Raw genomic sequence first — 25070 nt, 5'->3', positions numbered from 1 at the left:
CGGCGGAGGGCCCGGATCAACCGAATTTCCTCGCTCACCGTCACCGTGTGCGGCGCCCGGCGTAACGGAGTGGGACCATGGGGCCCATGCGCATATCGGGGACTTTGCGGGCATGGGCCACCGCCATGGCGGGAATCGCGCTCCTGGCGGGCTGTACCGGCACGGACGGCGGACGCGGCGGCGGACGGCACGACAGCGGCGGACACCGGGCCGGTGCCGCGCAGCCCGCATCGAACCTGGGGCGCATCCCGGGCCTGGGGGAGCGGCTGCGGTCCCGCATCCCCGCCGAGGCGGGCCAGGTCGTCGCCGTCTACGGCAAGGGCGAGGACTCGGCCGACGCCACGGTCGTGCTGTGGACGAAGAACGGCGGCACCTGGGACCGTACGCGCAGTTGGGACGGGCACAACGGCAAGCGCGGCTGGACCACCGACCACCGTGAGAACGACAAGCGCAGCCCCGTCGGCGTGTTCTCCCTCACCGACGCGGGCGGAGTCCTTCCGGACCCCGGTCCCGGCAAGGGGCTGCCGTACAGCCGGTCTGCGGCGTTCGCGGCGCCGCGCTCCTGGGCCGAGTCCCACTGGCACGACTTCGACTACGTCATCGCCATCGACTACAACCGCGTCAAGGGCACCGCCCCCAACGACCCCAACCGCCCCGAGGGCCAGGCCAAGGGCGGCAGCATCTGGCTCCACATGGACCACGGCAGCGGCACATCGGGATGCGTGAGCCTGTCCAAGTCCGGGATGGAGTACCTGCTGCGCACCCTCGACCCGGCCCGGCACCCCGTCGTCGTCATGGGCGACAAGGCGCACCTGAAGGGCTGAGGACCACCCGCGCACGCGCCGGGCGCCGACTTCCGGGCGGGGGCGGGGAGTTGAGGCGTCCGCGTACTACGCCCCGGGCTTCTCCGAGTCCACCCCCGGCCGTGCCGCCTTCCACAGGCCGCGGGTGAAGTCCGGGATCTGCTGCGGTGCTCCCTTGGCCTTGATCGAGGCATGGCTGAGCGGTACCGGCGCGGTCCAGGTGGCCCCGTCGTACACGTCGAAGTCGGGGACCAGACCGAGCCGCATGGTCTGCATCAGCCGGAAGACCATGATGTAGTCCATCCCGCCGTGGCCCCCGGGCGGATCGGCGTGCTCCTTCCACAACCAGTGGTCCCACTCGGCGTACTTCGAGAAGTCGCCCCACGTGTCGTCGGACATCTCCGGCTCGAGATAGATGCGTTCCGGGTAGTCCTCGAAGACGCCCTTGGTGCCACCGAGGATGTTCAGCCTGCTGTACGGGTGCGGGTTGGACACCGCGTGCTCCAGCCGGATGACCCGACCCTTCGCCGTCTGCACCAGGCTGATCGACATGTCGCTCTCGACGTACGACTCCTTCCAGCTCGGGTCGCCCGGGGGCATGTGCTGCTCGCGGTAGGCGGCGAGGCCGAGGGAGGGGGAGCCGAACGTGGTGATACGGACCGCACGGTCACCGCGGTTGACGTCCATGTAGTTGGCGACCGGGCCGAAACCGTGGTTCGGGTACAGGTCCCCGCGCAGACGGGTGTGCCACAACCGTCGCCACGGGCCCTCGTAGTACGCCGGGTCGAACATCAGCCCACGCAGATCGTGGATGTACGCCCCGGCGCCGTGCAGCAGATCGCCGAAGAGACCGGCGTGCGCCATGCGCAGGACGCGCATCTCGTTCTTGCCGTAACAGCAGTTCTCGAGCTGCATGCAGTGGCGGCGGGTGTGCTCGGAGAGATCGACCAGCTCCCACAGCTGCCGCATCTCCAGCGCGAGGGGACACTCCACACCGACGTGCTTGCCGCCTCTCAGCGCGGACTTGGCCATGTCGAAGTGCCACTCCCAGGGTGTGGCCACATAGACGAAGTCGAGGTCGCCGCGCTCGCACAGCTTCTCGTAGTCGTGGTCGCCCTTGGTGTAGAGGGCGGGGGCGGGCTGACCGGCGGCGGTCACCTTGGCGGCGGCCTTCTCCGCCTTCTCCCTGACCGGGTCGCACAGCGCCACCACACGTACGCCGGGGACCGCCAGGAAGAGGTCGATCATGCTGCCGCCGCGGTTGCCGAGCCCCACGATGGCGATCCGCACGGTGCTGCGCCGCTCGAACGGTACGCCGATCATGGTCTCGCCCTGGCGCGCGGGCCACGGCTCGTCCGCCGCCCCCGCGGCGTCCGCCTCCACGGGCGCGGCAGCGGCGGCCGGAGTCGCGCCGAGACCCGTGATCCCCATGCCGAGACCGGCACTTGCGGCCCCCGCGCCCCACAGGACGGAGCGTCGGCTGACCGAGTACGGCGGGGTGGCGGCTTCATCGGCGTGATGGCTGCCGTCGGCTCGGTGGTCGTCGGCGGCGGGACCGGCGGCGGGTTCGTCGGGCGGTGCTGAGTCGTTCATCGGACCTCCAGGCAGGCGGATGGACGCGCTGGTGCACGGCGGATGGACGCGCTGGTGCACGGGAACTTCCGGACTTCCGACTGGACCCTGGCGGTTGCCGACGAGGCCGCGCAAGGGGACCGATCGGACACCGATTGGACTCTTCGCGCGGGTAGTTGGACTCGTCAGTCGTCGATCACCGAGGACACGAGCGCCTGGAGTTGCTCGGCGGTGCGGTCGAGCGGTTCGATGCTGCGCTTGGCCCGGCACATGGCGACCGTGCCCTCGACCGCGGCGACGACGAGCGTGGCGATCTGCTCGGCCTGGTGCGCGTCGGCCCCGTGCTCGCGCAGGGAGTCCGCGAGCAGGGCCTCCCAGGCGCTGAAGACCTCGGCCGCGGCGGTGAGCACGGCGGGGGTCTCGCCCTCGGGCGGCTCCTCGATCGCGACGGCGAGGACGGGACAGCCGGCCCGGAAGTCCGTGTCGAGGACGGTCTCGCGCCAGAGCGCGAAGAAGGCGCGCAGCCCGGCAGCGGGTCCCGCCGCCAGCTCGCGCCGCAGCGTACGGCTCAGCAGGTCGCCCGCGAACCGTACGGCCTCCGTGGCCAGTTGCTGCTTGCCCTCGGGGAAGTAGTGGTACGTGGAGCCGAGCGGCGCGTCGGCGTGCTTGGCCAGCGTGCGGACGGAGGTGGCGTTCAGTCCGCGGCGGCGGATCATGTCGGCCGCACCGGCGACGATGCGCCCGCGGACGTCCTGGCTGGGCTGGACCATCTGCGCGTTCTCTCCGATCACCGAGGGCTGGCTATGACGGCCGTCATAGCCTAGCGTGGTGCCGCTGCTATAACAGTCGTCATAGCGCTGGAGTCCTTCCGTCCGTACCCGAGGAGTGCCGCATGCCGTTCGTCCAGCTCACCGCCCCCGAGGGCGCTCTGACCGCCGAGGGGCGCGAGACCATCCGCACCACGCTCGCCCGGACGCTGCTGCGCTGGGAGGGTGCGCCGGACACCGCCCTCTTCCGCTCCGTGACCTGGACGCAGCTGAACGAGCTTCCGCCCGGCGCCCTGACGACCCTGGAGGACGACGAGCCGCGGTTCCGCGTCGATGTCCGCGTCCCTGAGGGAGCTTTGTCCGAACGCCGCAAGGCCGGACTGATCGGTGAGGTGACCGCCGCCGTGCTCGCCGCGGCCGGGCTGGCCGAGGCCGACGCGCTGCGGGTCTGGGTGTTCGTCCACGAGCAGCCGGACGGCACCTGGGGCGCGGGCGGATCCGTGGTGCGCTACGCCGACCTCGTCGCCCTGGCGGCTGACGGGCAGGGTGCGGGTGACGGGCGGGGTGCGGCGAGCGGACAGGGTGCCGGTGCCGCGCACTGACGACGCGACGTAGCCTCGCGTGCGGCCCGGCGTTGCGATCCGGGCCGTGTTCGTGACGGCGCAGAGGTGAACGCGAGGAGCATTCCCATGGCCGAAGTCCTGGAGCCGGGCGAGGAGTTCGGCGGACCCGGTGCACGCGACCGGGCCTGTTCGTGCGGCGGGTCCGCCCCGCGCGGCGAGGGCCTGTCGCCCGGCGGCGTGCGTACGTCCCGCGGTGTGCGCACGTCTGATGGCGACCTGCGTACCTCCGGCGACATGCCTGCGGGCGGCGCGCGGTCGCGGACGTACGCGTGGGACGACCCCACGGTGATCGCGGACGCGGCGGGGCGGTTGAGCGGCCTGGAGATCGTGCGGGCGCTGCTCTCCGGCGACCTGCCGGCACCGCCCATCACGCACACGCTCGGTTTCCGGATCGCCGAGGCCGAACCCGGTCACGTCGTCTTCAGTGCCGAGGCGGCCGAGTACATGTACAACCCGATCGGGTCCGTCCACGGCGGCGTCTACGCGACGCTGCTGGACTCGGCCGCGGGATGTGCGGTGCACACCCTGCTGCCCGTCGGCGCCCGCTACACCTCGCTCGACCTGTCGGTGAAGTTCCTCCGGGCCATGACCACGGAGACCGGCGTCGTGCGGTGCGCCGGGACCGTCACGCATCTCGGGCGGCGCACCGCGCTCGCCGAGGCACGGATGACGGACGGCAGGGACCGGCTGCTGGCCACGGCCACCAGCAGCTGTCTGATCGTCCCCGCTCCGGAGTGAGTCCCGCGGCCCGCGCCTGACGGCGGGGATCCGCCGAATCGTCGGGGCCGCTCAGCAGCGGCGGTCGGGTGCGCCCGTCAGGTCCGCCAGCAACTCCCCGAGCACCGCCCGCTGTTCGGTGCTGAGCGGGGCCAGGACGTCCTCCGCGGCAGCCCGGCGCGCGGTGCGCAGGGCCTTGAGCGTCGCGCGTCCCCCCTCGGTCAGCTCGATGCGCACCACGCGCCGGTTGGCGGGGTCGGGTACGCGGCGCACCGAACCGTTCGCCTCCAGCGCGTCGACGAGGGTCGTGACCGCCCGGGGGACGACCTCCAGTCGCTGGGCGAGGTCCGCCATCCGCGGGGGCTCCGGGAAGTGGGTGACCGTCCGCAGCAGGCGGGACTGTGCGGGGGTGATCCCCAGTGGCTCCAGATGCCGCTTCTGGGCGCGGTGCATCCGTCGCGTCAGCCGCAGCAGTTGCTCGGCGAGCGGGCCGTCGGTGTCGGGCCCGGATCCGGGGCCGTCCTGGGGGGAGCGCATGGGCGTGAGCGTATCAGGACCATGTTCATTGTGAGTATAGGTAACAATGAGCTAAGCTCTCCATCGCACGCCACTGCCGGACGACGTCACCGAAGGAGCCCATGAAGCACGGCGTACCCGACTGGACCCCGCCTCCCCCCGATCCGGAGCAGCCCGCACAGGTGCGGCGCATCCTCCGGCTCTTCCGTCCCTACCGCGGACGCCTCGCCCTCGTCGGGCTGCTGGTCGCCGCATCGTCACTGGTGACCGTGGCCTCGCCGTTCATGCTGCGCGAGGTGCTCGACACCGCCATCCCCCAGGGGCGCACGGGCCTGCTGAGTCTTCTCGCGCTCGGCATGATCGCCGCCGCCGTGGTGAGCAGCATCTTCGGCGTGCTGCAGACCCTGATCTCGACGACCGTGGGCCAGCGCGTGATGCACGATCTGCGGACCGCCGTCTACGCCCGCCTGCAGCGCATGCCGCTGGCCTTCTTCACCCGCACCCGTACCGGCGAGGTGCAGTCGCGCATCGCCAACGACATCGGCTCCATGCAGGCGACCGTGACCTCCACCGCCACCTCGCTGGTCTCCAACCTCACCAGCGTCGTCGCCACGATCGTCGCGATGATCGCGCTGGACTGGCGGCTGACCGTGGTCTCCCTGGTCCTGCTGCCGGTGTTCGTGTGGATCAGCCGCCGGGTCGGCGACGAGCGCAAGAAGATCACCTCCCAGCGGCAGAAGCAGATGGCCTCGATGGCCGCCGTCGTCACCGAGTCGCTGTCCGTCAGCGGCATCCTGCTGGGGCGGACCATGGGCCGGGCCGACTCGCTGACGTCGGCGTTCCGGGAGGAGTCGGAGCGTCTGGTCGACCTCGAGGTGCGGTCCAGCATGGCGGGGCGCTGGCGGATGTCGGTCATCGGCATCGTCATGGCCGCCATGCCGGCGGTCATCTACTGGGCCGCGGGCACGGCGCTCCAACTGGGCGGCCCCGTCGTGTCGCTGGGCACACTGGTGGCCTTCGTCTCGCTCCAGCAGGGGCTGTTCCGGCCGGCCGTGAGCCTGTTGTCCACGGGCGTCCAGGTGCAGGCATCGCTCGCGCTGTTCCAGCGCATCTTCGAGTACCTCGACCTGCGTGTGGACATCACCGAACCCGCCGAGCCCGTACGCCTGGAGAGGGTGCGCGGCGACGTCACCTTCCAGGACGTCCACTTCGCCTACGACCCCGACGCGAGCGGCACCGCATCGGCCAACCTGAGCGGGATCGACCTCGCCGTCCCCGCGGGCAGCAGCCTCGCCGTCGTCGGCTCCACCGGTTCGGGCAAGACCACCCTCAGCTATCTGGTGCCCCGGCTCTACGACGTGACGGGCGGTCATGTGCGGCTCGACGGTGTCGACGTCCGCGACCTCGACTTCGACACGATCGCGCGCGGCGTGGGCGTCGTCTCCCAGGAGACCTACCTCTTCCACGCCTCCATCGCGGACAACCTCCGCTTCGCCAAGCCCGACGCGACCGACGCGGAGATCGAGGCCGCGGCGCGGGCCGCGCAGATCCACGACCACATCGCGGGCCTGCCCGAGGGGTACGGCACCCTGGTCGGGGAGCGGGGCTACCGCTTCTCCGGCGGCGAGAAGCAGCGGCTGGCCATCGCCCGGACGATCCTGCGCGACCCGCCCGTCCTCATCCTCGACGAGGCCACCAGTGCCCTGGACACCCGTACCGAACAGGCCGTGCAGCAGGCCATCGACGCGCTCTCGCGGGGGCGCACCACCCTCACCATCGCCCACCGGATGTCCACGATCCGGGAGGCGGACCAGATCGTGGTGCTGGACGGCGGGCGCATCGCGGAGCGCGGGACGCACGACGAACTGCTCGCCCTGGACGGGCAGTACGCGGCGCTGGTGCGGAGCGACGCCGAACGCGCCCCGGCCGCACCGCTCGGAAGCTGACGCCTGGGGAGCTGACAGCGCGAGGCTCGCGTGGGCACCCGAGGTCCGCGTACGCACCCGAGGTCCGCGTACGCACCCGAGGTCCGCGTACGCACCCGAGGTCCGCGTACGCATCCGAGGCTCGTACGCACCCCGAGTCCCGGCGGACGTCTCCGACGCGCGTATGCCCCCCGGTGGCCCCGTGTCCCGGCCTCAGGCGGCGGTTACCGCCTCCGGACGCTCGTCGCGTTCCAGCAGCTCCCGGATCTCGCGCACCGCGGACCGGCCGAAGCGGTTGGCGCCGATCGTGCTCGCCGACGGCCCGTACCCGACCAGGTGCACCCGCGGATCCCGTACCGCGCGCGTGCCCTCGACGCGGATGCCGCCGCCCGGCTCGCGCAGCCCCAGCGGCGCCAGATGGCCGATCGACGCGCGGAATCCGGTGGCCCACAGGATCGAGTCCGCCGCCACCGATGTGCCGTCCGCCCACACGGCGCCGTCCGGAGTGATGCGCTCGAACATCGGCCGCCGCACCAGCACACCCCGTTCCCGCGCCTCCCGCATCGCGTCCGTGAGCGGAAGGCCCGTCACCGACACGACGCTCTGCGGAGGAAGGCCCTCCCGCACCCGCTCGTCGACGAGCGCCACCGCCTCGCGGCCCTGGTCCTCGCCGAACGGGCCGTCGCGGAAGACGGGCGGCCGCCGCGTCACCCACGTCGTCCCCGCCGCCACATCCGCGACCTCCAGCAGATGCTGGACCGCCGATGTGCCGCCGCCGACGACGATGACGCGCTCGCCCGCGAAGTCCTGCGGACCGCGGTACCGGGCCGTGTGCACCTGCCGCCCCCGGAACGTCTCCTGCCCTGGACAGCGGGGCCAGAACGGACGGTCCCAGGTACCCGTGGCATTGATCAGCGCACGGGTGCTCCACACCCCGGCAGAGGTCTCGACGCGCAGCCGCCCGCCCTCGCCCTCCCGTACGGCAGTGACGTCCACGGGCCGGTGCACCCGCAGGCCGAACTCGGTCTCGTAGCGTGCGAAGTAGCCGCCGATGACCTCCGAGGAGGGCAGGGACGCGTCCGCTCCCGTCAGCTCCATGCCGGGCAGCGCGTGCATCCCGTGCACCTTGCCGTATGTGAGCGTGGGCCAGCGGAACTGCCAGGCACCGCCCGGGCGCGGAGCGTGGTCGAGGACGACGACGTCCCGGTCGGGCTCGTATCCGGCCCGGCGCAGGTGGTAGGCGCTGGACAGCCCCGCCTGCCCGGCGCCGACCACCACGACCTCGACCTCGGTTTCTCGTCCGTCCGGCACCCCAGAGTTGTTCACGCTTCTACCAACTCGTCCGGGGTCCCGGATCTTCCCGCCCAGGGGCCCCGGACGCCGGCGGCTCAGCGGCCCCCGGCCATCAGCAGGGGCGCGCCGCCCGGCGCTGAGGCCGGACGCCCGTTGGCAGCGGGCACCCCGAGCAGCGGCGAGGCGGGGACCTGCGGCAGCAGCCCGCGCTCGGCCAGCAGCGGCGTCACGCCCTCCCCGAACCAGTACGCCTCCTCCAGATGCGGATAGCCGGAGAACACGAAGTGCTCGATCCCGAGCGCGTGGTACTCCTCGATGCGGTCCGCCACATCGGCGTGGCTGCCGACGAGTGCCGTACCGGCGCCGCCGCGGACGAGTCCCACGCCCGCCCACAGGTTCGGCGATATCTCCAGCTGGTCCCGAGAACCCCCGTGCAAGGCACGCATCCGCTGCTGACCGACCGACTCGCTGCGGCCCAGCGCCTCCTGGGCCGCGGCGATGGTATCCGCGTCGAGGTCGTCCAGCAGACGGTCGGCGGTGGCCCACGCCTCACGCGCCGAGTCGCGCGAGATGGTGTGCAGCCGGATGCCGAAGCGGACCGTCCGCCCGCGCTCCTCGGCCGACCCGCGGATCCAGGCGATCTTCTCCTTGACCTGCTCGGGCGGCTCGCCCCAGGTGAGGTACACGTCGGCGTGCTCCGCCGCGACGGGTCCCGCCGCGGCCGACGAGCCGCCGAAGAAGATCTCGGGGTGCGGATCCGGGGGCAGCGCGGTCAGACCGCCGTCGACGGAGTAGTGCTCGCCGTCGAAGTCGTAGGGGCGGCCGCCCCACACGCCCCGTACGACCTCCAGGAACTCGGCCGTGCGCGCGTAGCGCCGGTCGTGGTCCAGATGGTCGCCGAAGCGGCGCTGCTCCGTCGAGTCCCCGCCGGTCACCACGTTCAGCAGCAGCCGGCCCCGCGTGATGCGCTGGTACGTGGACGCCATCTGCGCCGCGAGAACCGGCGAGATCACACCCGGCCGGAACGCGACCAGGAACTTCAGCCGCTCGGTGTGCTGCGCCAGGGCGGCCGTGGTCAGCCAGGCGTCCTCGCACCACGTCCCCGTCGGCGTCAACACGGCCTCGAACCCGAGCTGTTCGGCCGCCTTGGCGATCTGCGTCAGATAGTCGATGTCGGGTGCGCGGACCCCGCTGACGGGGGTGATGCGCGAGCGGCGGACGCCGCCGTCGGTGTAGGCGTGACGGTCGACGAGCGTGCGCCCGTCGCCGCCGGTGGGCAGGAACCAGTGCAGACGGACGGTCATCAGGAGCCCTCCTCGAAGGTGCGCGCGGGGGTCGTGGACGGCGGAAGGTCGCCGTTGAAGCGGGTGTCGACGAAGTCGCCGAAGTCGAACCGGCGCGGGATGAGCTTCAGTTGGGCGAAGGTGTCGGCGATCTCCTGTTCGGAGGCGATCGCCTCCTGGTCGACGGCGACCGGCACGCGGGTGCCGTTGCTCCGCCTCACCGCGTCCAGTGCCACCTCGTAGGGCAGCTTGGTGTCCTTCGCCCAGACCTTCGCCCACTCCTCGGGGTGCTCGTGGGCCCAGTCCTGGGCCCGGCGCAGCCGCTCGATCAGGTCGCCGATGGCGGCGGCCTTCTTCTCGTCCTCGAGGGCACCTGGCGCCGCGACCTGGAAGCCGAGACCGTTGACGACGCCCTGCCCGTCGGTGAGCACCCTGCCCTGCTTGCTGCGCAGCACCTGGGAGGTGTACGGGTCCCAGACGGCCCATGCGTCGACCTTGCCGCCGTTGAACGCGGCCAGGGCGTCGGCCGGTTGGAGATGGCTGACGCGTACGTCCTCGAGCGTCAGTCCGGCCTTCTTCAGGGAGGCGACCAGCTGGTAGTGGGCCGAACTGCCCTGTGCGACGGCCACCGACTTGCCCTTCAGGTCCGCAGGCTTCTTCGCCGGCGAGCCCTTGGGCACCAGGATGGTGTCGCCTCGGGCGTGTCCGTGGGTCGCGGCGACGACCGAGATCTTCGACCCGGCGCCGGCGGCGAAGACCGGAGGGGTGTTGCCGACGGTCCCGGTGTCGACCGCGCCGGCGTTGATCGCCTCCAGCAGGGGCGGTCCTGAGGTGAACGTCGACCACTTGATCCGGTAGTCGAGGTCGTCGAGTTCACCGGCGGCGCGGAGGATGGCCTCCGAACCGCCCTTCTGGTCACCGACATCGAGGGTGAGCGACCCTTTGCCGTCGACGCCGCCGCTCGTGCCTCCCGAGGAGCTGTCGGCGGAGGAGGCGTCGGAGCACGCGGCGAGCAGAAGGGCGAGAGGGAGGAGGGCGAGAGGGGCGGTACGTCGTCGCATGGGATGTCCGTTCGTGCGGGGTCGAGGAGTCGAGGACGCGAGGGGCCGAGGACGCGAGGGGTCGAGGACGCGCGAGTCGTCGGGTTGCAGGGATGGGGTAGGAGACGGGCGGTCAGGCGGCCCTGTCCGCCGGCGCGGGCGACTCCACGCCCAGCCGGTCCAGCAGCCGGGCGCGCAGTCGGGCGAACCGCGGGTCCGCGATGTCACGGGGCCGCGGCAGGTCCACGGGCGTCTCGTACGCGATCCGGCCCTCGTCCATGACCAGGGCGCGGTCGGCGAGCAGCAGGGCCTCGTCGACGTCGTGCGTGACCAGCAGGACGGCGCAGCCGCGGCGCTGCCACAACTCCGCCACGAGCTGCTGCGCCTTGATGCGGGTCAGTGCGTCGAGCGCCCCGAACGGCTCGTCGAGCAGCAGTAGATCGGGCTCGCGGACGAGGGCGCGGGCCAGGGAGGCGCGCTGGGCCTCGCCGCCGGAGAGCGTCCTGGGCCACGCGTCGGAGCGCTGGTCGAGGCCGACCTCCTCCAACGCCCGTTCGGCCACGGCGCGTTCGGGCCGTCCGGGCAGTCCGAGCAGGACGTTGCGCCACACCCGCTTCCATGGCATGAGCCGCGGCGCCTGGAAGGCGACGGCCCTGCGCAGGGGGACGAGGACGGTCCCGTCGATCTCCCGGTCGAGCCCGGCGAGCACCCGCAGCAGGGTGCTCTTGCCGCATCCGCTGCGCCCCAGCAGGGCGACGAACTCGCCCGGCCGTACGTCGAGTTCGAGCCCGTCGATCACCGGCCGCCCGTCGAAGTCACGGGTCAGGCCCGAGACCCGTACGGCCGGTTCGCCGGCGGAGGAGGTGCGCGGCTCGGGGGTGTCGGTCACCGGCCGGTGAACGTCGGTCGCCATTGCAGCAGCAGCCTTTCGAGAGTACGGACGACGAAGTCGGCGAGCAGGCCGAGGAAGGCGTAGACGATCAGGCAGACGACGATCACGTCCGTGCGCAGGAAGTCGCGCGCCTGGACCATCAGGAAGCCGATTCCGGCATCGGCGTTGACCTGTTCGGCGAAGACCAGCGCCAGCCAGGCGATGCCCAGCGAGTAGCGCAGCCCGGTCATCGCGCTGGGCAGCGCACCCGGCAGGACGACATGCCGGACGAGGCCCCAGCGGGACAGCCCCAGGGACTCGCCCGCCTCGATGAGCTGGGCGTCGACGCCGCGGATCCCCGCGTAGACGTTGAGGTAGAGCGGGAAGGAGACGCCCATCGTGATGATGGCGACCTTCGGGGCCTCTCCGATGCCGAACCAGATGATGAAGAGCGGGATCAGCCCGACGAACGGCACCGTGCGCAGCATCTGCACGCTCGCGTCCACCAGGTCCTCGCCGACCCGGAACAGACCCGCGAGCAGCGCGAGCGAGGTCCCGACGAACGTCCCGATGAGCAGTCCCAGCGCGACGCGTTGCAGCGAGACGCCCATCGCCGAGGTCAGCGAACCGTCGGCGACGAGGTCGCCGGCGACCTGGGCGATCGTGCCGGGGGAGGCCAGCACGTCGGCGCGGAGAACGCCCGCGGCACTGAGCGTCTGCCAGAGGGCGAGCAGGAGCAGCGGGCCGGAGGTGCGGCGCAGCCACCGGGGGACACGGACCCGGCGCGCCGTGGTGGAGGTGATGGGCTGCAGCTCGGCGGACGCTTTCACGGGTTGTGCTGAAATGTCGGGCCGCGAGAGGCGCGGCGGGGCATGACTGACGGTCATGAGGACTCCAGGGAGGACGGAGAGGGTCGGGTTACGGGCAGCCGGACACACGTCGGCACCGGGGCCGGGGAACGGCGCGGCGCGCGGTCAGCGCAGCGCGGTGCCCGTGCCGTACGGCATCGGTGCGGCCGGGGTCAGCGGTGCGCGGGGCCGGACCGGCCGCGGACGTACGGACGGGGCAACGCGAGGGAATGCCGGGGAAGATGACGACCGGACGACGGCCGCAGTGGAATGACGGAGCGTCAGCGGCCGCGGTGACAAGCGGCGGAGGCCACCCGCAGCAGGTCGATGTGACCGCGCGTGGTGAGCAGGGCTGAACGCGACATGCGCGGGAACGTAGCGAGAGCGAACGGGCCGGGTCAATGCCGTCTCGCCAAGCGGACGGGACGCGTCCGCCACATCGGCGTCATGCGGACCCGTCATGCGGACCCGACACGCGTGCGGGCCACGCGTGCGGGCGACGTACACGGAGTCGGCGCCACGCGGTTCGGGCGCGTGTACGCCGCGTCGGCTCCGAGCGGACGCGCGATGCCGACGCGGCGGCGAGGATGGAGGATGGGGGTATGTCCGATGCCTTCACCACCCGCATGATCGACGTCGCCACCGGCTCATCCGAGACGGTGCACGACCTGACCTCCGCCTGCGAGAGCTTCCTGCGCGAAGCGGCACAGGACCGCGACGGGCTGCTCCATGTGTTCGTGCCGCACGCGACGGCAGGGGTCGCCCTGATCGAGACCGGCGCCGGCAGCGACGACGACCTGCTGGCCGCGCTGCACGCGCTCCTGCCCGCCGACGACCGGTGGCAGCACCGTCACGGCAGTCCCGGTCACGGCCGGGACCATGTGCTGCCCGCGATCGTGCCGCCATACGCGACGGTGCCGGTCATCGGCGGACGGATGCAGCTCGGCACCTGGCAGTCCGTCTGCCTCGTGGACACCAACCGCGACAATCCGGACCGTCAGGTGCGGCTGTCGTTCCTCGGGTGAGGCGACCGTCGTTTGGGTACCTTCTTGCCTTGGTTCGACAGGAAGAACTCCCCTCCACGTCCCGGCCGTGCGACTTCCGGCGGACGATCGGGACGGCCGTCGAACCTGTGGGGTGGTGCAGGGCGGTGTCCTAGTCTGGAGCACGTAGAGCCGAGGGGACGTGCCGCTGGTGCCACTTGATAGCGGCCTCGAAAATGAGAGAGGTTGCTGGTGGACACCGGTGACACGACAGGTTCCTTACCGGGTGGGCTCATGCCCGCTGCCGTCTCCGGATTACCCGTGTCCCCGGCACCGTCGGGAGCCGCTCGACTGGACGACCAGGTTCCTTTCCTCGCCCGGTTGGAACACCCGGAACGCGTTGTGCTGTTGGAGCTCGGACGCCCCGTGAGCTATGGCCCACGTACAGTCCTGATCCGCCAGGACGATTCGTCCACTCATGTGATTCTCATGCTCGATGGCTGGACCAAGGTCACCCACACTGCAGCGAACGGCTACGAAGCCTTGCTTGCGCTTCGTGGTCCGGGCGACATCGTCGGCGAGGCTTCTGCTGTGAGCGGCCGCCCTCGCTCAGCCACCGTGACGACTCTGGAGGACGTGTCAGCCGTCACGATCGATCGTGACCGCTTCCTGGCCCACCTCGCGGCCCATCCTGCGACCTCGCTCCAGCTTCTCGGTCTTGCTGTGGACCGGACACGAGCAAGTGACCGGCAACGCGTTGAACAGGGAGCGTTGGGGGCACGGGAACGGTTGGCCCTCCTGTTACTGGACTTGGCACGCACGCATGGCGCACAGGTCGCCGAGGGGGTACGGCTGACCAGCGGACTGAGCCAACATGAACTGGCGGGTTCGGTGGGAGCTTCGCGTGAAGCGGTGGCCCGGCTGCTGAGAGAGTTCCGGGAGAGGGGCATCGTACGCACCGGCCGCCGAGGGTTGGTCATCGTCCGTCCGGAACAGTTGCGTCTGATGGGGCGTGGCGGTTAAGGGACAGTGATAGAGGACAACTCCGTGGCGGCGGTCCCCGTACAGCTTGATTTTGCGCAAGGCGCCCGTCTCTCGGGTCTGCAAGGGGGCATTGAGGGCCGAACTGCGAAGGATGGGGGTCCGTTTCATCAACTCTTGTGCGCCATCGGTCACAGAAGTTGTGTGACAACGTTCCTCCTCCACTGTCAGACCGTCACGGGATAGTGCTTCGGATCGAGCCGAGCCGTCCGAGAGGCACTCATGACACTGGCCCTGACAGAACCTGTGAACCGCAGCATCCTGCTGTTGGACATCGAGAACTACAGCCGCCGCGACGACGTGGAGCAGGCGTTCTTACGCCGAAGTCTCCACAGCCTGGTCGAAGACACTCTCGCTTCCGCTGGCGTCGAGCCGAACATGCAGTACCGGGAGGATCGCGGGGACGGACTGATCATCCTGGTCAGCGCAGAGGTCCCGAAGACGGCTCTCCTGCGCTCGCTGTTGGTCACGGCTCCGGACTCGCTGCGGGCCTACAACCGCATGGCGTCCAGCAGTGCGCAGATGAGGCTGCGGATGGTCCTGGCTTCCGGAGAGGTGGCCCTGGACGCTTACCACGGCACCGTCGGCGGGCTCGTCGGACACGACCTGAATCTCTCGTGCCGACTGCTGGATGCCGCAGTCCTGCGCGAAGCGTTGAAGCAGAGTGATCAGGACTGTGTGCTGTGCGTGTCGGCAGCCGTCTATCAAGGCGTGGTGCGCCACGGTCATCGCGGGCTGCGGGTCGAGGACTTCCACCGCGTGGACGTTGCTGTAAAGAACGACCGGCTCGAAGCGTGGTTGCACGGACCGCCCCCGCGAGGCGCGTCCTCCTCCTCTCCGACGTCGGCGCAGGCGCGGGACCGCGCCCAGGACGGGGGCCGGGGCGAGGGCACCTCCGCACCTGGCGGCTCGGACACCGGTGGCATGCGGATCATCACTGTTGACGGCGGCTCCCTCAGCGTCGGTGGCAGCCTGGTCGGTGGCCATCAGACGGGCGTGAGCGGTGGCAGCGTCACCGGCGACGTCGTTCTGGGTAACGTCCGGCGCGAGAGCAACGGTGGACGGGCATGAGCGAGGCGGCCACCGTCCACGAGAAGCCAGACCAGCATGCCGAGGAGCCCGCTGCGGGCAACGACGAGCCAGAACAGCCCAACGAACAGCGGCCTGAGGAGGAGAACGACCGCCCCCAGGACCCGTGGGCCGCCCGGCGTGAGCTCCACCGTCACGCGCCCACCGTCATCGGTGGCAGCCTGGTCGGTGGCCATCAGACGGGCGTGAGCGGTGGCAACGTCACCGGCGACGTCGTTCTGGGGACGAAGGTCGAGCACCACTACCGTTTCGGCGCGGCCACCCACACTTCCGGCAGCATCCCCGCCAACGAACTCCACGAACTGGCAAGCGTGTTCGCGGGATACGAGGAGCTGGTGCACCCGCTCCTCGACAAGCTGCGCGACGAGCGGGTCCTCGTGCTGTCCGGCGCACCCTTCAGTGGCCGGCGCAGCGCTGCCCTGATGCTGCTGCACGCCCTGGATGCTGTACCGATAAGAGCCCTCGACCCGAAGACCAGGCCGACCGCGCTCAACGAGCAAGTGATCGGAGGCACGCACGGTTACCTTGTCACCGACCTGGCGACCGGACATGACGCTCCACTGCGCGACATAGACCTATGGTCCGTGCGGGATGAACTCAAGCGGAACGATGCCTACTTAGTCATCACGGTTGATCTGTTCGCCATCCTGCACGGTGTCGATGTCGTCGAGTGGAAGCCGCCGTCTCCTGAGTCTGTCCTCCGCTCCCACCTGCACACCCTGGTGGACGACCCGCCACGCGAACGCGGTCTGCTCGGTCTGCCACCTGTCCAGGAGTTCCTCGGCCGGACCGACCACCAGTTGCGCGAGGCCGCCGAGTTCGCGAAGGCGCTGTGCAGCCACGCGGAGGGCAAGCTGAGCCTCGATGAACTGGCCTCCTTCGGATCAGCGATGGTTCGGGAACAGGTTCGAGAGTGGTTCGGAGATGACGAGACCTCCTTGAGGGACAAGGCGTTCCTGATTTCTCTCGCGGCGTTCGACGAAGCCGCGTATGCGCTGACCGCCGAGGTTAGCGACGACCTTTACGCACGGTTCCAAGGCACCGAAGACGCCAATCGGAGGCCTCGGGTCGGGGTCTTCGGGACGTCCATCACCAAACGACTGCGGCTTGCACGTGCCACCGAGTACTGGCAGGAAGAGCACACTGAATGGGGCCCGGTCACCCAGCGCATGGCCTGCTTTGAGGAACGCAGGGTTGCCGCCGAGGTGCTCCGAGAGGTCTGGACCGGCCACCCCTCTGCACGGCCAGGCCTGATCCGGTGGCTCGAGCGGCTCGCGGAAGATGGACGACCGCTGGTGCGCACCCGAGCGGCGGTGGCTGCGGCGGTTCTGGCCCAGGCGGATCTGCCGTCCGCAATGGCGTTGCTCATCGAGGGCTGGGCAAAGTCAAAGCGCTACCGCGACAGGCTGGTGGCCGCCAATGCACTCGCGACGGCGCACGCGGTGGGGGCCCCGAACATCCCCGAGATCTTGCGGACCTGGTGCGACGGCGATCCATCCGAGGCAGGCCTGCGCTGGACCGCGATCCGCGGATACGCCCTGGTGGGCGCGATGATGCCTCGCGAGGCGCTCGCGGCCCTGGCCGACGCCGCCCGGACGGGTGAGGACGTGCAGGAGGCCAGGCATGTCGCGGAGTCCGCCGCGCTGCTGCTGACCGACGAGTCCTCCACGGTCCGGGAGCAGGTGCTGCGGCACATGGTCGAACTGCTGCAGGACGAGCCGCCTGTTCGGCGTCTGGCACTGCACGCCTTCGTACTCGCCTGCACGCACACCGACGATCTGCTGATCCTGCAGTGGTACGCGACAGCCGACGAGCGGGGCGGCACCGAGGACGCCCGTCACCTCTGCCAGTTGTGGCGCATGGTCCTGAACGACCTGCGCTACACGGGTGAAGCCTTGCAGGCTCTGGGCGACTGGGTCCGCGAGGCGGACCAAGCCCCGCAGGTCGAGCGCTACCTGGCGGTGCTGTTACCGGCACTCGCTGTCACTGGAGATGACCGGAAGCGCCTCAAACACCTGCTCGCGACGGTGCGCGGCCGACGGGGCGGCGCCCCACCGGCCGTGGCGGGTCGCCTGTCCGCCGCGCTGTAGGTGTGCCGCGGCCTGCCACCGCTCATCCACGACGTACTTGAACGCAGAGCAAGGAGAGAAGAGCCATGACCGACTCCCGCGACTTGGACTGGGACCAGGGAGTGGACCGGCACAGCGTCCTGCCCGACCCGGTGGTCACCGTGCGCACGCTGTCCCGGTTCAATTACCGCAGGAACCATAGTCGGATCGACAACGCCCTGGTGTTCACCACAGTCAAGGGCGGCTTAGAGGCCTGGCTCCCGCCCCGCCGCCCATCCCGCTCGGAATGCGCGGCCAAGCGGTACACCGCCGTCTACGAAGTGGACATGGGCGTCCACCACTGCACCGCCAGCCTGCTGTTGCCGAGCGACAACGACGCCTTCGACTTCACCAGCGCACTGGAGACGACTTGGCAGGTCACCCTGCCGGGTCGGTTCGTTGCTAGCGGCGTGCGGGATGTGCCCGCCCTGCTCACCCGGCGACTGGAGGAGTTGATGCGTCCGGTCAGTCGCGACTTCCCGATAGACCGCAGCGCCGCCGCTGAACGCGCGGTGCGCCAGGTGGTGACGGATGCAGGGTCACTGGCCGACGATGTCGGGCTACGTGTGACGTGGACCATCCGGCTACGACGGGACGACGACGCAATCGACCACCAGCGGGAGTTGCGCCGGATCCGGTACAGCGACGAAGAGTTGGTTGACTCCCACGACTTGGCGATGCGCGAGGACCGCCTCAAGGCAGAGCGTGACAACGCCCGGGCGCGGCAAGGACACGAACTGGCCATGCTCCAGTACCGCCAGGAGGCGGAGTTGCGGAAGCTAGAAGCCGAGAAGATCCGCTACTACCAGTACTACCTCCAGCACGGCGGGGTGGCGACCTGGGCGCTGCACTTGGCGCAGCACCCCGAGGACTCGCGACTGGTGATGGAGAACCTGCGCGCGGATCAACTGGCCCTCATCAAGAGCCAGACCGAGGTCGCATTGGAAGTCCTGAAGGGGGAGGACATGGAGGACTATCAGCGCTCGGGTCTGAACAAGCAGGCCGTGCAGATCATCGAGGAACTCCTCACCCACAACCTGCCGGGTGCTGCCCCGGCGCCGCCCGAGTTGGGCTCGCTGTCCTGGGGTGGGAACGCCGGCCCCGCGGAGCCGTTCCGGGAACCGGCGGGCCATTTCCCCGCCGAGGCCCCGGCGGAGGGGGCGTGAGCGGCACGATGGCGGGCGGGTCTGGTGCCGGGGGCCGTCTGCTCGCCGAAGTGAGAGTGGAGACAGCCCGTGCCGACAGCAAAGCAGCCCTGCTGCTGGGTGCACTCAGCATGGCGGTGGGCCTGTTCGGGGGCATCCTGGCGGCTCGCGGGGAGGTGTTATCCGGGCTCTCTGTCACAGGCACCGCTCTGCTGTGGGCTGGCCTGGCAACTCTGGCCGGATCGTTGGTCTGCCTGCTCTTGGCCGTCCTGCCGCGGTACGGCAGCAGCCGCTGGGCTCCGGGGCGGCCTCTGACCTATTTCGACGACATCCGCCGTGCAGCGGATCATGGCTTGCTGATCGAGGCGCTCGATGCCACCGAGGCGGACCCCAACGCGGGTCTGTTGGAAGCGCTCACCCAGAACAGCAGGATCGTCGGCAGTAAACACCGCTGGATACGCGCAGGCCTGGCCGCTTACTGCACGGGGGTGGTGCTGCTGCCCACCGCGCTGACTATTCGCTGAAGCCGGCGGCCCGCCGCACCATTCGAATACCTCCGCACGCAGGGAAGACTCACCATGGCGACTCCATTCGACCCGACTGGTTCCGATCGCGCTCTTCACTCCGAGCCCCCGCAGTATCCGGCTGCGCCTTCCTCGCCGCCGCCCTACCCGGGCGACGGAGCCTTGCCACCGCCTACCGGTCACGAGATGTTGCGTGACCTCGGCGACCGGTCCGTGGCCCGGCCCAAGGCGGTGGACGAGTCTCCGCCCCTGGCGAAGTATCCCGAGCGCCCCGCCCTGCGACTCCCTGGCGCCCGCCGCCCTACGGACCCGTGCCAGAAGTCCCGCTCCGCAGGACGTCATCCTCAGGAAACGGACTTCGGCCAGCTGGGCCGGGTACATCTTGTCGATCGACACCGGTACACCGACGCCACTGCCATGGGCCGAATAGTGATGTACCTGCCGTGGTTCGCTGCCAGCTTGCTTCTCGTGGCCCTGATCGCCTACGCCTTGCTTCCCACCACGGGCTGGGTCGTTGTCCTGTGCTGGATCGCAACGGGCCTACTGGCCTTCCACCGGCCTACCGAGCGAGTCGTTGCCCGGCACTTGCTCGACTTGCGCTACCCGACTCCGCGGGAACGAGACCGGCTGGAACCGGTCTGGCGGGCGGTCACCGCCAGGGCGGGCGTCGACGGCAGGGCCTACGAGTTGTGGATCCAGGACTGCGACAACATCAACGCCCTGGCCGCGGCGGGGCACATCGTAGGCGTTACCCGATTCTCCCTCGAGCACCTGTCCAGCGACCACCTTGCTGCCGTCCTCGCTCACGAGTTGGGCCACCATGTCGGCGGACACGCTTGGACGTCGCTGCTGGGTGAGTGGTACTCCGCTCCGGGACGGATCGGTTGGGCCGCTCTCAGGTGGCTGGCCCGGCACGGGCCCAGCATCGTCCGGCGGCTCAACAATTGGGTGGCGCTAGTACTCGTTCTGGCCGTGGGCAGTGTTCTGATCGCGCTGGCGTTGTCCTACTGGTTCGTCCTACTGGCGCTGGTGGTGGCGCCGTACCCGATGGCGGCGCTGTCGCGCCAGGCCGAACTACGGGCGGACCGTTATGCGGCGGCACTCGGTTTCGGCCCCATGCTCGCCGAGGTGCTGCACACGATGCAGAGAGGGAATTCGGATGCCCAGCATCGCAGCGTGGCCGCCTCCTCCGGCTGCCACGGCTCGAGAGGCATAATCGGTGCGGCGGGGAACGTTCAAACCGGCCGACTGGTCCTGTTTGACAGGCTCCTGGCTTCACACCCTGACTACCACACACGCCTGCACCATCTGGCCCCCCACCTGGCGGGGTGGCGGTGACGCGCTACCCTTCCGCGTCCCTTCAGCAGGCGAGGTCCCTTAGGGTGATCTCCGCGCTCGCCGGCGACGACGCGTCGGCTACGCCTCTGCTAATACGTCAGTGTGCGGCTACTGGATTGGCCGACGGGGTGGGCATTTCCCAGCGGCGGGCTTGGGACCGTTCGTAGAACGGCACCCTGGTAGCGTGCCGGGGTTTCCTTGCAGGCTTGGGTGGACACCTAACGCGACCATCCGGACCGCTGGGTGCGGCTGTCCTTCCTGAAGTGACGTGAACTGCACCGCTGTCCATGCACGGCGGACCGTAGGGTACCCGCAGCTGAGGCTGAACGGCGAGTGGAGAGCCCGGACGCCGAACGCCCTCCGCCATCTGCCTTGTGCATGCCCCTGGATGGCTCCGTGGACGAGGCCGGGCCCCGCACGGATGCATCCGTGCGGGGCCCGGGTCATCTGTCCATCATGGTCCCCCGTGGACCGACGTGCTCCCCGCGCGTCAGTCGCGCTGCGCGCTCTTGGGGAGCTGACGCAGCTTCATGGTGGTGTGGGTGCCGTACGCCCAGTCCAGCATCTTCTTGGCGTCCGGGTACCGGTTGGCGTCGTTGAGCAGAACGCCTACGACGGTCCGGCCCTCGCGCTTGGCGGCGAACACCAGGCACGCTCCCGCGGCGGTCCCGGTCCCGGTCTTGATGCCGATCGCACCGTTGTAGGAGCCGAGAAGCTGGTTCGTGTTGTACCAGGTGTACGTGCGGCCGTTGGTCGCCTTCTGCTTGGTGCTGGCCGCCTTGACGACGCCGCTGAAGGTGCCGTTCTTCATCGCGTGCCGCGCGAGCTTCGCCAGGTCACGGGGCGTGGAGAGGTTCTTCCCCGTGGGCGATATGCCGTCGAAGGAGTCGAAGTCGGTCTTCGACATGCCCAGTTCGTCGGCCTTCTTGTTCATCTTGGAGATGAACGACTTGGTCCGCTTGGCCTTCGTGCTCCCCGTGCCGAAGGTGTCGGCGAGCGCGTACGCCGCGTCGCACCCCGACGGGAGCATCAGCCCGTAGAGGAGCTGCCGGACCTTGAGCTTGTCACCCGTCTTCAGGTCGGCCGTGCTCGCGCCTTCCCGGGCCACGTAGTCCCGGTAGGCCTGCTTGACGGTCACCTTCTTGTCGAGATCGACGCCCCGGGTGTCCAGGACCACCATCGCCGTCATGATCTTGGTGGTGCTGGCCATCTGGCGCCGGGTGTCGGCGCTCTTGCTCCACAGCTTCTTGTTGGGCCCGCTGTCGAGCAGATACGCGCCCTTGGCGGTGATGCCCGACGGGCCCGCCGCGGCCTGGGCCGTGTTCATCGGCACCAGAACCGTCACGGCGGCCGTCGATGCGACGACCGCCACCCCCCACCGGCGAACCGCCGGTCTGCCCCCTGTTGTCAATTTATGCTCCGTTTCGCTCTTTGTTCGAGTGAACGGGGGCATAATCGCACGTTCTTGGATCAGGGGGATCTGGTGGGTGGCAGATTGAGTAGGTGATCCTCAGGAGGCTCGGGTGACCCAGTCGAACGCGGCGCCCGCGTCGAACTCGCCCTGTCCGCCCGGGAAGAGCAGACCCACCCTCGCGAAGGCGGGGTCACCCGCCGTTCCCGGCACGTACGGGACGGCGATGCAGCGCATCCCCGCACGGTGCGCGGCCTCGGCACCCGGCGGAGCATCCTCCACGACCACGCAGTCGCCCGGGTCCGCGCCCAGTCTGCGGGCCGCCTCCAGGAAGACGTCGGGCTCCGGCTTGCCGTGTGCGACCTCCTCCGCCGAGACGACCGTGCCCATCAGCGGGGCCAGCCCCGTCGCGCCGAGCACCGCCTCGATCGCCTCCCGGGACGACCCCGACGCCACCGCCGTACGGACCCCGGCCGCATGGAGCGCACCGGCGAAGGCCCGCATCCGCGGAAAGGCCTCGGTGGAGGCGGAGGCGAGCGCGAGGTAGTGGCGGTTCTTCCCCTCCAGGAGCTCCTCGACCGGGGCGTCGATGCCGTGCTCGCGGATCAGCACCTCGAGCGTCTCCCGGGTGCCGATCCCGATGAAACGCGTGTGCTCCTCCCAGGTGAAGCCGGTGACGCCGTACTCGGTGAGAAGGCGGCGCCCCGCCTCGAAGTAGTTCGGCTCACTGTCGACCAGCGTGCCGTCGAGATCGAAGATCACTGAAGGGGTCCGGGGCGGCTGGGGCGTCTGCGGGGCACTCATGCCCCCAGCATGCAAGAGCGGCGACGGGGGAGTGCGGGCGGGAGCGCGGTACGTGGCAGGGGCGAGGCAGGGCCCACGGTCAGCGGGGTGCTTCCCGCCCCACCGCCTCGACCAGCGGCAGCATCCGGTGCGGGACGCGCTCGCGCAGCGCCACCTCGGTGCGGGTCCGCACCACGGCCGGCATCCGGATGAGCCGCTGGATGACGTCCTCCAGGTGCACGTTGTCCCGTGCGACCACGCGCGTCATCAGGTCGCCGCCGCCGGTGATCGAGAACGCCTCGATGATCTCCGGCACTTGGGCGAGCGCGTCGCCCACCTCGTCCAGGTGCCCCTGGGTGACCTCGATGTGGACGAAGGCCAGGACCGGGTGGCCGAGGGCGGCGGGGGAGAGCCGCGGGCCCGAGCCCGTGATCACGCCGTTCCGCTCCAGCCGGTCGATCCTGGCCTGCAGCGTGCCGCGCGCGACGCCGAGGATGCGGGCGTACTCACGGGCGCTCGTCCGCGGCTGTTCCAGCATGAGCCGCAGGATCCGGGCGTCCAGTGCGTCCACGGCGGTCATGGGCCATCGGCCTCTTTCGGTGCAGGTCGGTCTGCGTTCGACTGTACCAATGGCTCAGTGAACGGGGAGCCGGTTGAGCCACTGACCCGACAGGTGCTTTCCTAGCGGGAGAGATGGCGCTGCATCGGGGCTGCGCCGGACGGCGAGAACGCCGCTTCCGGACCCCACGCGGCGCCATTTGTCGTGTTCACGGGCCTGCGGCGCGCCCCCGCTCGCAGATGCCCGGCAGGTCCGTACGGGATCGGTGAGGTCCGTCACGGATGCCGAGGGAAGGAGTGGGGTCCACCCCGATGAAGAGGATGTTCGCGGCTCCGGATCCGGCACTGCTGCGGCTGCGCACCTCCCTGCGCGCCGTCATCGGTGTCGGCCTTGCCGTCTCCGCCGCCGAACTCTGCGGACTGTCGCTGCCCGCCTCGATCACGGGCGGTCTCGCGGCGCTGCTCGCCTTCTTCAACGTGGCCGACCCCACCGTCCGCCGGCAGATGGTGACCACCGCCCTGCTCCCGGCCGTCGGCCTACCCGTCCTGACGCTCGCCACCGTGCTCCACGACCGCCCGATACTGCGCGACGCGGCCTTCCTCGCCGTCGTGCTGTGCGGCGTCTACGCCCGGCGCTGGGGCCCCCGCGGCACGGCGCTCGGCATCTTCGCGTTCATGATGTTCTTCGCCACCCAGTTCCTGGACGCGGTGCCGGGCCGGCTTCCGCAGCTCTACGCGGCCGTGCTGCTGGCCGTCGTCGCCGCGGCCGTGGTGCGCTTCGGCCTCTGGTGCATCGAGCGGCGCACCCCGCCGCCCGCCGCTCCCGCCCCGCTCGCCGGGGCCGGTCTCGCGCGGACGACCACGCGTCAGGCGTTCCAGTGCGTCCTCGCCTGTGCCCTGGCGCTGGGCGTCGGCCAGGCCATATCGGACGACCGCTGGTACTGGGCCGTGGGCACCGCGTGGTGGATCTTCGTCAACACGGCCTCCCGCGGCGAGACCGTGGTCCGCGGGTTCCGCCGGGTCGTGGGCACGGTCGCGGGGATCGCGGCGGGCTTGCTGGTGGCCGTACCGCTGCAGGGTGCGCCGCTGCCCTCGGTCCTGCTCGTCGCCGTCTGCGTCTTCGGGATCTTCTACACGGCCGCGCCCTCGTACAGCTGGATGATGTTCTTCGTGACGGTCATGGCCGGACTCCTCTACGGGCTGCTCGGCGTCCTCCATCCCGGGCTCCTCGCTCTGCGCTTCGAGCAGACCATGGTGGGCGCGTTCGCGGCCGCCATCGCCGTGGCCGTGGTCCTGCCGGTCACGACGCACGCCTCGACGGGCGCCTGGATCGGGCGCGCGCTGGTGTGCGTGCACCGCTGCACCGAGGAGGCGGCACGGCGCCTCGCGGGCGACCCGGACGCCGACCCGGCGGCCCGCGTCGCCGAACTGGAGCTGCTGCTCGGCCGGGTGCGGACCTCGCTCGGTCCGCTGGTGCACCCGCTCAGCCCGCTGAAGGCGCGCAAGGCGCGTGCGCTGCGGGTCATCGAACTGCTCGACGCCTGCGCCCGGCAGGTCCGCGGGCTCGCCGGAACGGCCGCCGACCCCGAGGCCTCGCGCGACCAGCGGCTGACCGCTGCCTGCCGGCGGGTGGAGGCGGCTGTCGAGGCACTGCTGGCCCCGGCACGGACCGAGCACGCCACCCTCCCCGCCCCGTCCGGCGAGGCACACCACCACCCCGGAGTCGATCGGGCTCTGGGGCATCTGCACGCCCTGGAGGGCGCTCTCGCGGGTCTCGCCGCGCCCCTCAGGAGCCATCCCCGCGCTCCGCTGACCTCCTCCTGAGCCGTCGC

Annotated in this window: 24 protein-coding genes; 12 read left to right on the top strand and 12 right to left on the bottom strand. The window is 70.4% G+C overall.

Going from position 1 to position 25070, the window contains the following annotated elements:
• Positions 1 to 86: 86 nt before the first annotated feature.
• Positions 87 to 824, top strand: a complete 738-nt coding sequence (locus tag ABZ822_RS21645; RefSeq protein ID WP_360856438.1) for a L,D-transpeptidase family protein — start codon at positions 87 to 89, stop codon at positions 822 to 824.
• A gap of 66 nt (positions 825 to 890) precedes the next feature.
• Here the strand turns inward: ABZ822_RS21645 and ABZ822_RS21640 are convergent, their stop codons facing one another.
• Both ABZ822_RS21640 and ABZ822_RS21635 read right to left on the bottom strand, forming a co-directional pair.
• A complete protein-coding gene (locus tag ABZ822_RS21640; RefSeq protein ID WP_360856435.1) occupies positions 891 to 2396 on the bottom strand; it encodes a Gfo/Idh/MocA family oxidoreductase in 1506 nt (501 codons plus the stop codon).
• Between the two features lie 164 nt (positions 2397 to 2560).
• Positions 2561 to 3145 carry a TetR family transcriptional regulator gene (locus tag ABZ822_RS21635; RefSeq protein WP_360856756.1) on the bottom strand — a complete coding sequence of 195 codons (585 nt, stop codon included), beginning with the start codon at positions 3143 to 3145 and terminating at the stop codon, positions 2561 to 2563.
• 122 nt (positions 3146 to 3267) lie between these two features.
• On the opposite strand from ABZ822_RS21635, the gene ABZ822_RS21630 reads away from it, so the two are divergent.
• Both ABZ822_RS21630 and ABZ822_RS21625 read left to right on the top strand, forming a co-directional pair.
• A complete protein-coding gene (locus tag ABZ822_RS21630) occupies positions 3268 to 3744 on the top strand; it encodes a tautomerase family protein (protein ID WP_360856432.1) in 477 nt (158 codons plus the stop codon).
• Between the two features lie 87 nt (positions 3745 to 3831).
• Positions 3832 to 4503, top strand: a complete 672-nt coding sequence (locus tag ABZ822_RS21625) for a PaaI family thioesterase (protein WP_360856429.1) — start codon at positions 3832 to 3834, stop codon at positions 4501 to 4503.
• Positions 4504 to 4554: 51 nt separating this feature from the next.
• Here the strand turns inward: ABZ822_RS21625 and ABZ822_RS21620 are convergent, their stop codons facing one another.
• Positions 4555 to 5019 (bottom strand): MarR family transcriptional regulator, encoded by a 465-nt coding sequence (locus tag ABZ822_RS21620; protein ID WP_360856426.1) that lies wholly within the window; start codon positions 5017 to 5019, stop codon positions 4555 to 4557.
• Between the two features lie 101 nt (positions 5020 to 5120).
• Here ABZ822_RS21620 and ABZ822_RS21615 point away from each other — a divergent pair, with 101 nt between their 5' ends.
• Positions 5121 to 6944, top strand: coding sequence for an ABC transporter ATP-binding protein (locus ABZ822_RS21615; RefSeq protein WP_360856423.1), 1824 nt, complete (start codon positions 5121 to 5123; stop codon positions 6942 to 6944).
• A gap of 192 nt (positions 6945 to 7136) precedes the next feature.
• Here ABZ822_RS21615 and ABZ822_RS21610 read toward each other — a convergent pair whose 3' ends face one another.
• The 6 genes from ABZ822_RS21610 to ABZ822_RS21585 form a co-directional block, all read right to left on the bottom strand.
• Complete coding sequence (locus ABZ822_RS21610) at positions 7137 to 8249, bottom strand: FAD-dependent oxidoreductase (protein WP_360856420.1); 1113 nt, start codon at positions 8247 to 8249, stop codon at positions 7137 to 7139.
• 62 nt (positions 8250 to 8311) lie between these two features.
• Entirely contained in the window at positions 8312 to 9520 is a 1209-nt protein-coding gene (locus ABZ822_RS21605; RefSeq protein ID WP_360856418.1) for an LLM class flavin-dependent oxidoreductase, read from the bottom strand.
• Positions 9520 to 10560 (bottom strand): ABC transporter substrate-binding protein, encoded by a 1041-nt coding sequence (locus ABZ822_RS21600; protein WP_360856415.1) that lies wholly within the window; start codon positions 10558 to 10560, stop codon positions 9520 to 9522. The genes ABZ822_RS21605 and ABZ822_RS21600 overlap by 1 nt, the downstream gene beginning before the upstream one ends.
• 112 nt (positions 10561 to 10672) lie before the next feature.
• Positions 10673 to 11452, bottom strand: a complete 780-nt coding sequence (locus tag ABZ822_RS21595) for an ABC transporter ATP-binding protein (protein WP_360856412.1) — start codon at positions 11450 to 11452, stop codon at positions 10673 to 10675.
• Positions 11425 to 12297 (bottom strand): ABC transporter permease, encoded by an 873-nt coding sequence (locus ABZ822_RS21590; protein ID WP_360856409.1) that lies wholly within the window; start codon positions 12295 to 12297, stop codon positions 11425 to 11427. Before ABZ822_RS21590 ends, ABZ822_RS21595 begins: the two co-directional genes overlap by 28 nt.
• 242 nt (positions 12298 to 12539) lie before the next feature.
• A complete protein-coding gene (locus ABZ822_RS21585; protein WP_360856753.1) occupies positions 12540 to 12623 on the bottom strand; it encodes a putative leader peptide in 84 nt (27 codons plus the stop codon).
• A 237-nt stretch (positions 12624 to 12860) separates the two neighbouring features.
• Here ABZ822_RS21585 and ABZ822_RS21580 point away from each other — a divergent pair, with 237 nt between their 5' ends.
• From ABZ822_RS21580 to ABZ822_RS21550, 7 genes are all read left to right on the top strand, one after another.
• On the top strand, positions 12861 to 13283 hold the full coding sequence (locus tag ABZ822_RS21580; protein WP_360856406.1) for a secondary thiamine-phosphate synthase enzyme YjbQ: 423 nt from the start codon (positions 12861 to 12863) through the stop codon (positions 13281 to 13283).
• Positions 13284 to 13535: 252 nt separating this feature from the next.
• Positions 13536 to 14264, top strand: coding sequence for a Crp/Fnr family transcriptional regulator (locus ABZ822_RS21575; RefSeq protein ID WP_360856403.1), 729 nt, complete (start codon positions 13536 to 13538; stop codon positions 14262 to 14264).
• 240 nt (positions 14265 to 14504) lie between these two features.
• The gene (locus ABZ822_RS21570; protein ID WP_360856400.1) at positions 14505 to 15353 is read left to right on the top strand and encodes a hypothetical protein; all 849 of its coding nucleotides are present in this window, start codon (positions 14505 to 14507) and stop codon (positions 15351 to 15353) included.
• Positions 15350 to 17461 (top strand): hypothetical protein, encoded by a 2112-nt coding sequence (locus ABZ822_RS21565; RefSeq protein WP_360856397.1) that lies wholly within the window; start codon positions 15350 to 15352, stop codon positions 17459 to 17461. Before ABZ822_RS21570 ends, ABZ822_RS21565 begins: the two co-directional genes overlap by 4 nt.
• Positions 17462 to 17526: 65 nt before the next feature.
• Complete coding sequence (locus tag ABZ822_RS21560) at positions 17527 to 18645, top strand: PE-PGRS family protein (RefSeq protein WP_360856394.1); 1119 nt, start codon at positions 17527 to 17529, stop codon at positions 18643 to 18645.
• Entirely contained in the window at positions 18642 to 19148 is a 507-nt protein-coding gene (locus tag ABZ822_RS21555; protein ID WP_360856391.1) for a Pycsar system effector family protein, read from the top strand. The genes ABZ822_RS21560 and ABZ822_RS21555 overlap by 4 nt, the downstream gene beginning before the upstream one ends.
• 468 nt (positions 19149 to 19616) lie before the next feature.
• Complete coding sequence (locus ABZ822_RS21550; protein ID WP_360856388.1) at positions 19617 to 20486, top strand: M48 family metalloprotease; 870 nt, start codon at positions 19617 to 19619, stop codon at positions 20484 to 20486.
• A 490-nt stretch (positions 20487 to 20976) separates the two neighbouring features.
• Here ABZ822_RS21550 and ABZ822_RS21545 read toward each other — a convergent pair whose 3' ends face one another.
• The 3 genes from ABZ822_RS21545 to ABZ822_RS21535 all read right to left on the bottom strand — a co-directional run bounded on the left by ABZ822_RS21545 (position 20977) and on the right by ABZ822_RS21535 (position 23260).
• On the bottom strand, positions 20977 to 21813 hold the full coding sequence (locus ABZ822_RS21545; protein ID WP_360856385.1) for a serine hydrolase: 837 nt from the start codon (positions 21811 to 21813) through the stop codon (positions 20977 to 20979).
• A gap of 183 nt (positions 21814 to 21996) precedes the next feature.
• Positions 21997 to 22701, bottom strand: a complete 705-nt coding sequence (locus ABZ822_RS21540; protein ID WP_360856382.1) for an HAD family phosphatase — start codon at positions 22699 to 22701, stop codon at positions 21997 to 21999.
• 79 nt (positions 22702 to 22780) lie between these two features.
• Positions 22781 to 23260: an Lrp/AsnC family transcriptional regulator gene (locus ABZ822_RS21535; RefSeq protein WP_360856379.1), complete on the bottom strand. Its 480-nt coding sequence runs from the start codon at positions 23258 to 23260 to the stop codon at positions 22781 to 22783.
• A 290-nt stretch (positions 23261 to 23550) separates the two neighbouring features.
• Here ABZ822_RS21535 and ABZ822_RS21530 point away from each other — a divergent pair, with 290 nt between their 5' ends.
• Complete coding sequence (locus ABZ822_RS21530) at positions 23551 to 25062, top strand: FUSC family protein (RefSeq protein WP_360856375.1); 1512 nt, start codon at positions 23551 to 23553, stop codon at positions 25060 to 25062.
• Positions 25063 to 25070: the final 8 nt, after the last annotated feature.

This window comes from Streptomyces sp. NPDC047108 (genome assembly GCF_040643575.1).
In the GTDB taxonomy this organism is placed as follows: Bacteria; Actinomycetota; Actinomycetes; order Streptomycetales; family Streptomycetaceae; genus Streptomyces.
Note: the sequence above shows the minus strand (reverse complement) of the source record. Positions and strands in the feature narration are given on the sequence as shown.